We start from the raw sequence: 14187 nt of genomic DNA on the forward strand, positions 1-14187 counted from the left end.
GCGGGGTTTACTTCACCCCGTGCATCATCTTCTTCAGCAGCGGTGCGGCGATGAAGGCCGCCAGTGCGCAACCAAGGCCGATCCACATCAGCAGCCAGAACAGGTGCGCATAGGCGCCGGCGGCAGCCACCATGTCCAGCGATTCGCCTTCCGGCACCTCGATCGCGGCCAGCTTGCCGAACAGCGCCGCCAGCGTTTCCGAGAACGCGGTGGCCAGGAACCAGGTGCCCATCATCAGGCTCATCACCCGCGGCACGGCCAGCTGGGTCACCGCCGACAGGCCGACCGGCGACAGGCACATCTCGCCGCTGGCCAGCAGGAAGTAGGCCAGCACCAGCCACCACACGCTGGCCATCTCGCCGGTGGCGCCCACCTGCTGCGCCGCCAGTGCCAGCGGCACGAACGACAGCGCGCCGATCACCAGGCCCCAGGCCGACTTGACCGGCTTGCCCGGTTCCCAGCCGCGGCGGTCCAACCAGGTCCACAGCGCGGCGAAGGCCGGTGCCAGCAGCACCAGGAACAGGCCGCCGAGGTAGGTGAGCGAACCTGCGGTCTGCGGGATCACCAGGCAGTCGCGCACCAGCAGCACCAGCATCAGCACGACAATGGCGGCGAAGAACGCGCGCGGTGCGGCCGAACCCGGGCGCCGTTCCGACAGGCGCGCGCTGACCACGAAGCCCAGCGGTGCCAGCAGCAGCGAGAGGATGGACCACGGCAGCGGCGTGCCGCCGGTGATCACCAGCGAGGGCACGATGTCCTTGGTCAGCAGGCGGTCGGTGAAGGTCACCCACGAGCCGTAGGACTGCTCGTACATCGTGAAGAACACCAGTGCCATGAAGATCAGCACCATCAGCGCGATCATCTGCTGGCGCTGCACCGGCGTGCATTTCGTGCCGGTGAACCAGGCGAACCAGACCAGCACGCCGCCCAGCACCACCAGCATCAGCATCAGCGCCAGGCTGATTTCACCGCCCAGCGCGAACGCGCCGTTGCCCGCGGCCCACATCAGCCACGCCACCGGCAGCACACCGAGCACCGCGCACAGATAGATGAGCCATTCGCGTGGCAGGCCCAGCACCTTCTGCTTCAGCGCGGCCGGTTGCGGTGGTTCGGCGTGGCCCTGCAGGTACTTCTGGCCCCACAGGAACATCGCCAGGCCGGCCAGCATGCCGATACCGGCGGCGCCGAACCCGTACTTCCAGCCGTAGGCCTCGCCGAGGAAGCCGCACACCAGCGACGAGAACAGCGCGCCCAGGTTGATGCCGGCGTAGAACAGCGAGAAGCCCGAGTCGCGACGCGGGTCGTCCTTGGCGTACAGCTTGCCGACGATGGTGGAGATGTTCGGCTTCAGGAAGCCGACACCCATGATGATCAGCGCCAGCGACAGGTAGGTCACTGCGAGTGCGGAGGTGTCGCGCACCACTTCGCCATTCACCCGGTACGCGGCGTGGCCCTCGAAGGCCATGCCGAGGTGGCCCAGCACCAGCAGGATGCCGCCGAACAGCACCGCCCGGCGCATGCCCAGCCAGCGGTCGGCCAGCATGCCGCCGAACACCGGGATGCAGTACACCAGGCCGCCGTAGGCGCCGAGCAGGTCCAGGCCGGCCTTGTCGCCGAACAGGTGGTACTTGGTCAGGTACAGCAGCAGCAGCGCCTTCATGCCGTAGAAGGAGAAGCGCTCCCACATTTCGGTGAAGAAGCAGACGTAGACGCCCTTGGGATGGCCCAGGAAGTCGTCGGAAGCGATAGCGGTGGAATTCATCGCGGAATTATAGGCCTGTGGCCTGATCCGCTTTCAGTAGGTCCACGCCATGCGTGGATTGCCGGACTGGCCTGGGCGATCACAGGTATCGCAACCACGGAAGATCGCGCCTTCGCGCTTTGAACCGCGCGAAGGCCCGCGTCGGCGGATACAGCACCACTGCCAGTACACAGGCCACCAGCAGCAGGCCGCTGACCGAATCCAGGGCATACAACCCGCCATGGGTCGGCCCCCAGGCCGCCAGCGCTGCCAGGTACAGCCCCTTCAGCACATACAGGTGCAGCAGGTAGAAGAACATCGGTGCGGCGCCGATATCGGCCAGTGGGCGTAGCGCGCGCGCAAGTGGTGGCCATTCGTAAAGGCGCAGCAGCACCAGGCCAGCGCCGAGGGTCAGCAGCAGGAACTGCAGCGACGGCGGGTATTTGGTGACGTTGAAGATGCTCAGCCACGTGCGCAGCGTAGTGGTCTGGTACGACCAGGGAGCATCCCCATACTGGTTGGCGAACCGCAGCAATGCGAACAGGGCCAGCGCGCCGAAGCCTATCCACAGCAGCCAGCGCTGGCGCTGCTCCGGTGCGCGCTCGCGGGCGAACCAGGACCCCATCAGATAACCCAGTGCGATCACCCCGATCCACGGCAGCACCGGATAGGAGGTGCGCAGGCGCAGCGCGCCGGCCTCGATCCAGTCGCGCTGGTGCAGCACTTTCCACAGCACCGCCAGCAGGCCATTGCCTTGCACCCGCACGCCGTCGAACAGGTTGTGCCCGGCCACCACCGCGATTGCCAGCACCGGCAGCGCCGGGCGTGGCAGCCAAAGCAGCCCGGCCAGCGCGATCATGCTCAGCCCGATGGCCCAGATCACCTGCAGGTACAGCGTGTCCGGCGGCAGCTGGAAGGTCCAGGCGAAGTTCACCAGGGTCAGTTCCAGCACCACCAGGAACAGCCCGCGCTTGAGCAGGAAGGCGGCCGTGGCCCGGCGCGGATCCGCCTGGCGCTGGCCGTACAGCCAGGCCGACAGGCCGGTCAACAGGACGAACACGGGCGCGCACAGGTGGGCCAGCAGTCGGCACGCGAACAGGGCGGGGGAGACCGTCGCTGCGTCCATCGGGTCGCTCACCTGATGCTGCAGGAAGAAGGTCTCGCGCACGTGGTCCAGCAGCATCAACAGCATGACGGTGCCGCGCAGCTGGTCGATGGAGGCCAGGCGAGAGGAGGGGGAAGGGGGCATGCGATGCGGAAGCTACAGGGTAGTATTAAGATATAACATATCAATTGAGGTGATCCCAGCCGGACTTTGCCGTGTCTGCCGATTCCGGCTTCACGCACAGCCTCATTGCGCTGTGGCGGCTGCCCCATCCTTTGGCACGCTGGACTTGATCTGCCCTGAACGCTAGCGTGGCAGGGATTTTTTGCCAGCAGGGGCTTCCATGAACCACGACGCTGCGCCCAAGCAGCTCACCTTCCGCGCAGTGGCCCTGGCCATCGTGCTGGCGGTGGTGCTGTCGGCCGCCAACGCCTACCTCGGCCTGTTCGCAGGCCTGACCATCGCCACCGCCATTCCCGCCGCGGTGATTTCCATGGGCGTGCTGCGCCTGCTGGGCGGTGGTTCCATCCTCGAGAACAACATCGTGCAGACCGGCGCCTCGGCCGGCTCGTCGATCGCCGCCGGTGTGATCTTCACCATCCCGGCGCTGGTGATCATGGGCTACTGGCCGGACTTCAAGTACTGGTGGGTGCTGGGCATCGCCGGCCTGGGCGGCCTGCTGGGCGTGCTGTTCTCGGTGCCGCTGCGCCGTTCGATGATCGTTGAAGACCCGCTGCCGTTCCCGGAAGGCAAGGCGGCGGCGGAAGTGCTCAAGGCCGGTGAGAACCCGGGTCCGGGCCTGAAGATCCTCGGCCTGTCGGCGGTGATCGGCGCCTTCGTCAAGCTGGCTGCGGAAAGCGGCATGCGCCTGATCCCGGACGCCTGGGCCACCTCGGCCTATGTCGGCAGCTCCAAGGTCACCGCCTTCATCGGCACCAACCTGTCGCCGGCGCTGCTGGGCGTGGGCTACATCGTCGGCCTCAACGTCGGCATCGTGGTGGTGTCCGGTTCGATCCTGACCTGGCACATCGCCATTCCGATCTACCAGGCATTCTTCATGAACACCGATCCGGCGCTGGCCGCGTCGGTCGCCGCAGCTTCCTCCACCGAGGCCGCGTTCGCCATCTGGGGCGCGAAGATGCGCTACTTGGGCGTTGGTGCGATGCTGATCGGTGGCATCTGGACCCTGATCTCGCTGCGCAAGTCGCTGCTCAACGGCGTCAAGAGCGGCTTTGCCGCGGCCCGCAAGAGTGGCGGCCCGGTGCTGGCGCATACCGAGCGCGACCTGCCGATGAAGTGGATGCTGGTCGCCCTGGTGGCGTTCGTGCTGCCGCTGCTGGCCCTGTATCAGGCCATCGTCGGCCAGTGGCACGTGTCGATCCCGATGACCCTCATCATGATCGTCGCCGGCTTCCTGTTCGTCTCGGTCTCGGCCTACCTGGCCGGCCTGATCGGTTCGTCCAACAACCCGGTCTCGGGCATCACCATCTCCACCATCCTGTTCGCCTCGGCCGTGCTGGTCGTGCTGCTGGGCGCTGACGGCCTCAAGCCGGTCGGTGCCGGCGGTGCGCCGCTGGGTGCGGTGGCCGCGATCATGATCGGTGCGGTGGTGTGCTGTGCCGCTGCGGTCGGTGGTGACAACCTGCAGGACCTCAAGGCCGGTTACATCGTCGGTGCCACCCCGTGGAAGCAGCAGCTGATGCTGGGCATCGGTGCGTTCTCGTGCGCGCTGATCATGGCCCCGGTACTGAACCTGCTGGCCACTGCCTACGGCATCGGCGTGAAGTCCGAGCTGCACCCGAACGCGCTGGCTGCGCCGCAGGCCAACCTGATGGCCTCGGTGGCCAAGGGCCTGTTCGGTGGTGAACTGCCGTGGACCTTCATCGGCATCGGTGCTGTGGTCGGTGCCGTCATCATCGCCTTCGACAGCTGGCTGAAGTCGCGCAACGCGCGCTTCCGCGTGCCGGTGCTGGCTGCCGCCATCGGCATCTACCTGCCGCTGGAACTGATGGTGCCGATCTTCCTCGGCGGCCTGATCGCCCATCTGGTCGAGCGCTTCCACAAGGTGCGCGCCGATGACGAAGAAGGCCGCGACCGCGTGCACAAGCCGGGCGTGCTGTTTGCCGCCGGCCTGATCACCGGTGAGGCATTGATGGGCATCGCCATCGCGATTCCGATCGTGGTCAGCAGCCGTGCCGACGTGCTGGCGGTGCCGTTCCACCTGCCGGGTGCACAGTGGATCGGCCTGGCCGTGCTGTTCTTGGTCGGCTGGCTGATCTACCGCACCGGCAAGTACGCCAAGGCGTAAAAGGCGGGTAGTGCCGGCCGCTGGCCGGCAATCCCGCAATCCCGTGATACCCCTGGTTGCCGGCCAGCGGCCGGCACTACCGCAAAACCCCGCTTCGGCGGGGTTTGCTGTTTCTGGCGATTGCCCGCCTGCAGCCATGACCGATGGCCTTGGCAGCCCCGGCCATGCGGGCCTACCATCGGTTTTTTGCCGTCCTGCGGAGACCCCGATGAAACTGCGTCATGCCCTGCTGCCATTGAGCCTGCTGGCCGCCCTGCCCAGCGTCGCCGCTGCCCGTGGCCTGGAAGTCCGCGACATGGTCGCCATGGACCGCGTCTCCGCGCCGGTACTGACCGCAGACGGCGGCACCGTGGTGTTCGCCAAGCGCAGCGTGGATGCCAATCTGAAAGCCTCCACCGCGCTGTACGCGCGCAACCTGCGCACCCGCGACGCAGCGCCGCCGAAGCAGATCACCCCGGCCGGCTGGAACGTCAATTCCGCTTCGCTGTCGGCCGATGGCCAGACCGTGTATTTCCTCAGTGCCAGGAACGGCAGCCAGCAGCTGTACGCGCAGCCGATCAGCGGCGGCACCCCGCGCCAGCTGACCGACTTCCCGGTCGACGTGGACAGCTACCGTGTGTCGCCGCAGGACGACCGCGTGTTGTTCAGCGCCGGCGTGTTCCAGGCCTGCGCCTCGGACCTGGCCTGCACCGAGAAGAAGCTCAAGGACGTGGCCGGCGCCAAGGCCAGCGGCAAGGTCTTCGATTCGCTGTTCGTGCGCCATTGGGATACCTGGAACGACGGTCGCCGCAACACCCTGTTCGTCGCTCCGCTGCCGGCAGCCAAGGCCGGCGCGGTCAAGGGCGCTTCGGCGCTGAGCGCGACCATCGTTGGTGATGCGCCGTCCAAGCCGTTCGGCGGCAATGACGACTTCGTTTGGTCGCCGGACGGCGCCAGCGTGGTGGCCAGCATCCGCGTGGCCGGCAAGCAGGAGCCGTGGTCGACCAACTTCGACCTGTACCGCTTCGACGCTGCCGGCAAGCAGGCGCCGGTCAACCTGACCGCCTCCAACCCGGCCTGGGATGCCGGCCCGGTGTTCAGTGCCGACGGCAAGACGCTGTTCTACCGCGCGATGAAGCGCCCGGGCTTCGAGGCCGACCGCTTCGGCCTGATGGCGATGGACGTTGCCAGCGGCAAGACCCGCGAGATTGCCCCGCAGTGGGATCGTTCGGCCGGTGGCATCACCCTGTCCGCCGACGGCGCCAGCATCTACACCACTGCCGATGACCTCGGCGAACACCCGCTGTTCCAGATCGACGTGGCCAGCGGCAAGGCCACCAAGCTGATCGGCGACGGCAGCGTGACCGCAGTCGACGTGGCCGGCAACAGCGTGGCGATCACCCGCAACAGCCTGAAGAGCAACGACCAGGTGCTGGTTGGCCTGCTGCCGGCCACGGGCGAAGCCATCGGCGAACTGCGCGCGCTGACCCCGGCCGCAGGCGAGGTGCTGAAGGACGTGTCCTTCGGCGACTACGAGCAGTTCGAGTTCAAGGGCTGGAACAACGACACCGTGCACGGCTACGTGGTCAAGCCGCACAACTACCAGGAAGGCAAGTCCTACCCGGTGGCGTTCCTGATCCACGGCGGCCCGCAGGGCAGCTTCGGCAATGGCTGGAGCTATCGCTGGAACCCGCAGACCTACGCGGGCCAGGGCTACGCGGTGGTGATGATCGACTTCCACGGCTCCACCGGCTATGGCCAGGCATTCACCGATGCGATCAGCCAGCACTGGGGCGACCGCCCGCTGGAAGACCTGCAGAAGGGCTGGGATGCGGCGCTGAAGAAGTACGCCTTCCTCAACGGTGACAAGGCCTGCGCGCTGGGCGCCAGCTACGGCGGCTTCATGGTCAACTGGATCGCCGGCAACTGGAACGGCCCGTTCAAGTGCCTGGTCAACCACGACGGCGTGTTCGACCAGCGCATGATGGGCTACGCCACCGAAGAACTGTGGTTCACTGAGTGGGAGCAGGGCGGCACGCCGTACCAGAAGGCCGCCAACTACGAGAAGTTCAATCCGGTCAACCACGTGGCGGACTGGAAGAAGCCGATCCTGGTCATCCACGGCCAGCAGGATTTCCGCATTCCGGTCGAGCAGGGCCTGGCCGCGTTCACCGCCGCCCAGCGCCAGGGCATCGAATCGAAGTTCCTGTATTTCCCGGATGAAAACCACTGGGTGCTGAAGCCGAACAACAGCATCCTGTGGCATGACACCGTCAATGCCTGGCTGAAGCAGCACATCGGCAATTGATGATTGCAGCGCCGCCCTTCGGGGCGGCGCTTTTGTTTCACCATCTGCTTTACCGGTGGGTGCCGACCGTTGGTCGGCACACCTTCCTGATCTGCCGCCAACAGCAGCCGGCCAGCGGCCGGCTCTACCAGAGCGCCTGCATGCCTTCGACTGCCCTGATCCAGAACGACATCGTCGTCTTCGGTTTGATCGCCGCCACCCTTGGCGCCGTGTTCTGGACCGCCTCGCGGGAGCACGGCCTGTGGAAGCGCTTCTACACCTTCGTGCCGGCACTGCTGCTGTGTTACCTGATTCCCGGCATCTACAACACTGTGGGCCTGATCGACGGGCAGAACACCCGGCTCTACAACCCGATCGCGCGCGACATCCTGCTGCCGGCGGCGCTGATCCTGCTGACCCTTGCGGTCGACATCAAGGGCATCCTGCGGCTCGGCCCGAAGCTGGTGCTGATGTACCTGGGTGCCTCGGCCAGCATCATGCTCGGTGCGGTGGTGGCGTTCCTGCTGATGCGTGCCGTGCATCCGGAAACCGTGGCCGGCGACACCTGGGCCGGCATGGCCGCGCTGGCAGGCAGCTGGATCGGTGGCGGCGCCAACATGCTGGCGATGCGTGAAGTGTTCGACGTCAATGCGACCACCTTCGGACAGTTCGCGGTGGTCGACGTGGGGGTCGGCTACGTATGGATGGCCGCGTTGATCTTCCTGGCCGGGCGCGCGGCGAAGATCGACGCTCGCAGTGGCGCCGATACCTCGGCCATCGATGAGCTGAAGGAGCGCATCGCGCGCTTCCAGGCCGAACACGAGCGCATTCCCAGCCTCACCGACCTGATGCTGATCGTGGCGGTGGCCTTCGGCGGTGTCGGCCTGGCTCACGCCATTGGCGCACCGCTGGCGGCGTGGTTCAAGGCGAATGTCAGCTGGGCTGCGCAGTTCAGCCTGGACGCGCCGTTCGTGTGGGTGGTGGTGCTGTCGACCACGCTCGGCCTCAGCCTCAGTTTCACCCGTGCGCGCAACCTGGAAGGCGCGGGCGCATCGCGCCTGGGCTCGCTGCTGCTGTACTTCCTGATCGCCTGCATCGGCATGCAGATGGATCTGCTGGCGCTGCTGGATCGCCCGTGGCTGTTCCTGCTGGGCATCATCTGGATCAGCGTGCACATCGTGCTGCTGTGGTGCCTGGGCAAGCTGCTGAAGGTGCCGTTCTTCTATTTCGCCATCGGTTCGCAGTCGAACATCGGTGGCCCAGCCTCGGCGCCGGTGGTGGCCGCGGCGTTCCATCCTGCCCTGGCGCCGGTCGGCGTGCTGCTGGGGACGATGGGCTATGCCACCGGCACGTACCTGGCCTACATCGTCGGCATCACCTTGCGGACGCTGGCCGGGCAGGGCTGATGGGGGAGTGCCGGCTGCTGGCCGGCAACCTCATGAACCCGTGAAGCATCACCTGGTTGCCGGCCAGCGGCCGGCACTACCGATGCGTTACGCGACCGGCAATCCGCGTTCGATCAACCACGCCTTCGCGTCTTCGGCGTCCTGTTCAAACCGCGCCGAGTGAAAAGAGGGGCGCCGCAAGGTCCGGCGCGTCGCCACGCGCCCGTGGCCAACCGCGCGCGCGGCTTTACGCCACCGGCAAGCCGCGTTCGACCAGCCACGCCTTCGCGTCTTCGGCATCCTGCTCGAACCACGCTTTCGTAGATCCCAGCCGATACGTATACCCCCACGCATCCATGTCGGCCATCAGCCGCTGGCTGCCGACACCGGGCAGCTGCCCGGCCAGCACGATCTGCAGGTAGCAGGTCGCGTCTTCCTCGGCCACCGAGTCGGTGGCATCGGTGTGCACCTGCGCACGCCGCTCCGGCGGCAGTACGATCAGGTGGCAGGCCTCATGCAGCATCGAGTGCACGGGCGTGTCATCGCGCACGTATACGTTGCTGGCGATGATGCCGGCCTCTGGCTCGCCCCAGTAACTGCCGGGAATCGGTTCGCCGGGCGCCACGTGGTGCAGCCGAAGGCCATGCGCGGCGAGCAGGCGCTGCGCGTCGGCGAAGGCGATGTCGCCCACGCAGGTGATGTCCACGGCGGTTGTCGTATCGGTCATGCGGGTCAGGCAGCCCCGCCCATGCAGGCACGGGCGGGGCAGGGGATCAGGGTTTGTCCGGGCCTTCGGGCAGCGCCACGGAAATGTCCAGCACGTCGTGCTGGCCATCCTTTACCAGGTCGACCTTCACCGCATCGACGTCGATGTTCACGTACTTCTTGATCACTTCCAGCAGCTCGCGCTGCAGCAGCGGCAGGTAGTCCGGGCCACCACGGTGGCTGCGTTCCTGCGCGATGATGATCTGCAGGCGGTTCTTGGCGGTTTCGGCGGTGGTCTTCTTCGCTTTGAGGAAATCAAACAGGCCCATGCTTACCCTCCGAACAGCTTGCTGAAGAAGCCCTTCTTCTCGACGTTGGTGAAGCGCATCGGGCGTTCTTCGCCGAGGATGCGCGCGACGGCGTCTTCATAGGCCTGGCCGGCAGCGGATTCGACATCCAGGATGACCGGCTCGCCCTTGTTGGAGGCGTTGAGCACGTCGCCCGATTCCGGAATCACGCCGATCGCCTTCAGGCCGAGCACTTCCTCGACGTCGGCGATGCTCAGCATCTCGCCGCTTTCCACGCGCACCGGGGTGTAGCGGGTCAGCAGCAGGAAGGCCGGCACGTCCTGCCCGGACTCGGCCTTGTGGGTCTTCGAGTCGAGCAGGCCGATGATGCGGTCGGAGTCGCGCACCGACGACACTTCCGGGTTCACCACCACCACCGCGCGGTCGGCGAAGTACATCGCCAGGAAGGCGCCCTTCTCGATGCCGGCCGGGGAGTCGCAGATGATGTAGTCGAAGCCGTCGGCAGCCAGGTCCTTCAGGACCTTGCCCACGCCTTCCTGGGTCAGCGCGTCCTTGTCGCGGGTCTGCGAGGCGGCCAGCACGTACAGGTTGTCGAAGCGCTTGTCCTTGATCAGGGCCTGCTTGAGGGTGGCTTCGCCGTGCACGACGTTGACGAAGTCATACACCACGCGGCGTTCGCAGCCCATGATCAGGTCAAGGTTGCGCAGGCCGACGTCGAAGTCGATCACCGCCACCTTCTTGCCGCGCCGCGCCAGGCCGCAGGCCAGGCTCGCGCTGGAAGTGGTCTTGCCGACGCCGCCCTTGCCGGAGGTGACTACGATGATTTCAGCCAAAGGACTTCTCCTGATGATTCTGTTTGGGGGCTGCGTCAGTCCAGCGCAGCGATCTTGATCTGGTCCTGTTCCAGCCACACCTGCACGGCCTTGCCGCGCAGGTTGTCCGGGACATCGTCCAGTACCTTGTAGTGGCCTGCAATGGCGACCAGTTCCGCATGGAAATCACGGCAGAAAATACGTGCCGCAGTGTTGCCCTGGGCCCCTGCCAGCGCGCGGCCGCGCAGGGTCCCGTAGATATGGATGCTGCCATCGGCGATGACCTCGGCGCCGGCGCCGACGGTGGCCATCACGGTCAGGTCGCAGTTTTCCGCGTACAGCTGCTGGCCCGAACGGACGTTGCCCAGCTGCATGCGGCCCGGCTTTGGTGCAGCCGCGTCGGCCACCTTGGCCACCGGCGTTGCCGGGGCCGGCTTCGGTTCGGCACGGGCTGCGCGGCGCGGCTCCGGTGCGGGCGGTGGCGGGGCCGGCTCGGCCTCGGCACGCTCGTACTGCGCGCGGAACTTGGCCAGCAACGGCAGGCCGAGCTGCTGCGAGAGCAGGTCGATCGCGCTGGTGCCATAGGCCAGCGCCACCGGCAGCACGCCGGCGCTGCGCAGGCCATCGACCAGCGCCTGCGCGGTGGCCACATCCGGCACCTGGCTCAGGCCGCCGAAGTCGAGGATCACTGCGGCGCGGCCGAACAGCTTCGGGGCGCGGGTCACGCGCTCGCGCATTTCCTGCACGAGGCGTTCGACATCAAGGGTACGGATGCGCAGGTTGGCGATGCCCACCTGGCCGATCTTCAGTTCACCGGCCTGTTCGTAATCGAAATTCACCGCCACGCTCAGGTCCCCGTCGGCCGCTGTGCCTGCGCCGGCAGCTGCCGTGCGCGTGTCCATGCCACATCCGGCAGCTTGCCGCCGTAGGTCTCCTTGACCCAGGGGTAGCTGCACAGTTCCTTGGCCAGCATGCTGGCGCGCACATCGACCTGCGGCATCGTGTTCTGGCCCAGCTCGCGGAAGCCGAAGCTGCCGTGGAAGAGCAGGGCGGCATCGGCGCCATGGTCGAGGAAGACTTCGCAGGTCATCTGCGGGTAGCGCAGCTCGGCGAAGCTCTGTGCGTCGGCATAGAACGCACGGCCGACGCCGCCGCCACGACGGCGGCTGGCGACCACGATGCGGTCGATATAGAAGAACGGGGTGTCCAGCTGCTGCTTGAACCAGGCGAAATTGCTGCTGTCGTGCTGGCTGTCGCTGCCAAAGCCGATCAGGAAGCCGGCCAGGTTGCCGTCGCGCTCGGCGACGCGGAAGTATTCAGCGGTTTCATAGAACAGGCGCAGGCGGGCCGCATCCAGGGGAAGGATGGCCAGGCCAGCATTGTTGTTCAAAGCCAGGACGGAATCGAGCTCGTGCTCGCGCACGTCGCGGATGACAATCGACATTGTGACTCCGTGGGGTAACGCGGTTGGTCCATCAAGGGACCCTGCGCACGATTATTGCATGCCCGGGGTGGGCTGCGGCATGAACAGGCGACCGCAGAGGCATGACTTCCGTGGGAGTGCGCGACGCAGGCCGGGCCCGTAGAGTGCTGGCATGTTGGGAGTCCTCAGCCATACCCGCGTCCTCCGCCTGGCCGGCCTGTTCACCTGGGTCATGGTCGGCCTGCCGCTGGCGTACTCGCAGTTCGAGAACCTGCACAGCCGTGCTGACATGGGCGGCTGGGCGATCCTGCTGTTCGTCGCCTACCTGTCCTTCGGCACGGCCTACTACTGGTTGACCCGCATCCTGCGCAGCGACAGCCACACCAGCTGGCTGGACCGCGGCCTGCTGCTGTTGCTGACGGTCTCGGCGCTGGCGGTCAGCTTCCTCAGCGGGTCGGGCCTGGGCAGCATCCTGATGATGGTGGCCGCGGGGGTCATTCCGTGGATGCTGTCGGTACGGCTGGGGGTGCTGTGGCTGCTGGTCAGCCAGCTGGCCGTGGCTCCGGTCTATTACCTGCTGCTGCGCTTCCCGCTGTTCGAAGCGGTGATGCAGTCGCTGCTGTACGGCGGCTTCTCCATGTTCATCTTCGTGACCAGCCTGGTTGCGCGTCAGCAGACCGAGGCCCGCGACGAGCAGCGCCGGCTCAATTCAGAGCTGCGCGCCACCCGCGCCCTGCTGGCCGAGAGCGCGCGGGTCAACGAGCGCACCCGCATTTCACGCGAACTGCATGACCTGCTGGGCCACCAGCTGACCGCGCTGACCCTGAACCTGGAGGTCGCCGGGCACCTGGCCGAGGGCCAGGCCCTGGATCACGTGAAGCGCTCGCACGCGCTGGCCAAGCTGCTGCTGGGCAACGTGCGCGAGGTGGTGAGCCAGCTGCGCGAGACCGGCGCGATCGATCTGGCCGCAGCGCTGCGCCCGCTGACCGAGAACGTGCCCTCGCTGGACATCCAGCTGGAGATCGAGGATCCGCTGAACGTGGAGGACCCGCAGCGGGCCCACGTACTGCTGCGCTGCACCCAGGAGATCATCACCAATGCGGTGCGCCATGCCAGTGCCCGCCACCTGTGGATCAAGGTGTACCGTGAAGCCCCCGACCGGGTGGTGGTCGAGGCCCGCGACGACGGCGTCGGTGCGGATATGGTCAATGTGGGCAATGGCTTGCGCGGCATGCGCGAGCGCCTGCAACAATGTGGTGGCCAGCTGCAGATCGAAACCCGCCCCGGTGAGGGTTTCCGGCTGCGGGCGACGGTGCCGGCAACGGTGCTGGTGGCGGCCCTTACCAAGGTTCCTGAAGGAGTGCGTTGATGATTCGCGTCTGCCTGGTCGACGACCAAACCCTGGTGCGGCAGGGAATCCGCTCCCTGCTGGCGCTCGACGACGGCATCGAGGTGGTGGCCGAGGCCGGCGACGGCCGGCAGGCGGTCGAGCTGATTCCCCAGGTACGCCCCGACGTGGTGCTGATGGACATGCGCATGCCGGTGATGTCGGGGCTGGAGGCCCTGCAGGTGCTGTCGCGGCAGGAACAGCTGCCGCCGACCATCATCCTCACCACCTTCGACGACGACCAGCTGGTGCTGGCCGGGCTCAAGGCCGGTGCCAAGGGCTACCTGCTCAAGGACGTCACCCTGGCACAGCTGGTCGGTGCCATCCGCACCGTGGCCGACGGGGGATCGCTGGTGCAGCCGGCGGTCACCCAGCGCCTGCTGTCCGGCCTGGAGCACATGCGCAATGAATTCGTCAGCCTCGACCGCCCGGACCCGCTGACCGACCGCGAGACCGAGATCCTGCGGCTGATGGCCAGTGGCTTCTCCAACAAGGAGATCGCCAATTCGCTGGGCGTCGCCGAGGGCACCATCAAGAACCACGTGTCCAACATCCTTTCCAAGCTGGGTGTGCGCGACCGTACGCGTGCCGTATTGAAGGCGTTCGAACTCCAGTTGGTCTGAGAAAAAATCTTTCAAGTACAAAGACTTGGGTCGTAGTCGGGGGATTCCGCCAAGGTAGCCCCCTACTTGCCGGGTAGCGGTATGCGTTACCCTTCGAATCCTTTGTCCATACAAATACGCAGCC

The 14187-nt window shown here is 66.5% G+C and carries 12 protein-coding genes; 5 read left to right on the top strand and 7 right to left on the bottom strand.

The window, feature by feature from the left end:
* Nucleotides 1–7: 7 nt before the first annotated feature.
* Both AC5P66_RS01060 and AC5P66_RS01065 read right to left on the bottom strand, forming a co-directional pair.
* A complete protein-coding gene (locus tag AC5P66_RS01060) occupies nt 8–1762 on the bottom strand; it encodes a peptide MFS transporter (RefSeq protein WP_099495255.1) in 1755 nt (584 codons plus the stop codon).
* A 79-nt stretch (nt 1763–1841) separates the two neighbouring features.
* Complete coding sequence (locus tag AC5P66_RS01065) at nt 1842–2990, bottom strand: acetyltransferase domain-containing protein (protein WP_099495256.1); 1149 nt, start codon at nt 2988–2990, stop codon at nt 1842–1844.
* Nucleotides 2991–3189: 199 nt separating this feature from the next.
* On the opposite strand from AC5P66_RS01065, the gene AC5P66_RS01070 reads away from it, so the two are divergent.
* The 3 genes from AC5P66_RS01070 to AC5P66_RS01080 all read left to right on the top strand — a co-directional run bounded on the left by AC5P66_RS01070 (nt 3190) and on the right by AC5P66_RS01080 (nt 8826).
* A complete protein-coding gene (locus AC5P66_RS01070) occupies nt 3190–5154 on the top strand; it encodes an OPT family oligopeptide transporter (protein WP_069139069.1) in 1965 nt (654 codons plus the stop codon).
* A 208-nt stretch (nt 5155–5362) separates the two neighbouring features.
* Nucleotides 5363–7441, top strand: a complete 2079-nt coding sequence (locus AC5P66_RS01075; RefSeq protein ID WP_099495257.1) for an alpha/beta hydrolase family protein — start codon at nt 5363–5365, stop codon at nt 7439–7441.
* A gap of 140 nt (nt 7442–7581) precedes the next feature.
* Entirely contained in the window at nt 7582–8826 is a 1245-nt protein-coding gene (locus tag AC5P66_RS01080; RefSeq protein WP_099495269.1) for a DUF819 family protein, read from the top strand.
* Nucleotides 8827–9052: 226 nt separating this feature from the next.
* Here the strand turns inward: AC5P66_RS01080 and AC5P66_RS01085 are convergent, their stop codons facing one another.
* The 5 genes from AC5P66_RS01085 to AC5P66_RS01105 are packed head-to-tail and all read right to left on the bottom strand — an operon-like array spanning nt 9053 to nt 12074.
* Nucleotides 9053–9532, bottom strand: coding sequence for a hypothetical protein (locus tag AC5P66_RS01085; protein WP_099495258.1), 480 nt, complete (start codon nt 9530–9532; stop codon nt 9053–9055).
* Between the two features lie 46 nt (nt 9533–9578).
* Complete coding sequence (minE, locus tag AC5P66_RS01090; RefSeq protein ID WP_005408532.1) at nt 9579–9839, bottom strand: cell division topological specificity factor MinE; 261 nt, start codon at nt 9837–9839, stop codon at nt 9579–9581.
* Between the two features lie 2 nt (nt 9840–9841).
* Nucleotides 9842–10651 carry a septum site-determining protein MinD gene (minD, locus tag AC5P66_RS01095; RefSeq protein WP_006424120.1) on the bottom strand — a complete coding sequence of 270 codons (810 nt, stop codon included), beginning with the start codon at nt 10649–10651 and terminating at the stop codon, nt 9842–9844.
* 35 nt (nt 10652–10686) lie between these two features.
* Nucleotides 10687–11532 carry a septum site-determining protein MinC gene (gene minC / locus AC5P66_RS01100; protein WP_049413254.1) on the bottom strand — a complete coding sequence of 282 codons (846 nt, stop codon included), beginning with the start codon at nt 11530–11532 and terminating at the stop codon, nt 10687–10689.
* Nucleotides 11478–12074, bottom strand: a complete 597-nt coding sequence (locus AC5P66_RS01105) for a GNAT family N-acetyltransferase (protein ID WP_005415684.1) — start codon at nt 12072–12074, stop codon at nt 11478–11480. The genes minC and AC5P66_RS01105 overlap by 55 nt, the downstream gene beginning before the upstream one ends.
* 151 nt (nt 12075–12225) lie before the next feature.
* On the opposite strand from AC5P66_RS01105, the gene AC5P66_RS01110 reads away from it, so the two are divergent.
* Nucleotides 12226–13422 carry a sensor histidine kinase gene (locus AC5P66_RS01110; RefSeq protein ID WP_049413252.1) on the top strand — a complete coding sequence of 399 codons (1197 nt, stop codon included), beginning with the start codon at nt 12226–12228 and terminating at the stop codon, nt 13420–13422.
* A complete protein-coding gene (locus AC5P66_RS01115; RefSeq protein WP_006424175.1) occupies nt 13422–14063 on the top strand; it encodes a response regulator in 642 nt (213 codons plus the stop codon). The genes AC5P66_RS01110 and AC5P66_RS01115 overlap by 1 nt, the downstream gene beginning before the upstream one ends.
* Nucleotides 14064–14187: the final 124 nt, after the last annotated feature.

It is taken from the genome of Stenotrophomonas sp. YJH_SMC_122 (assembly GCF_059369535.1).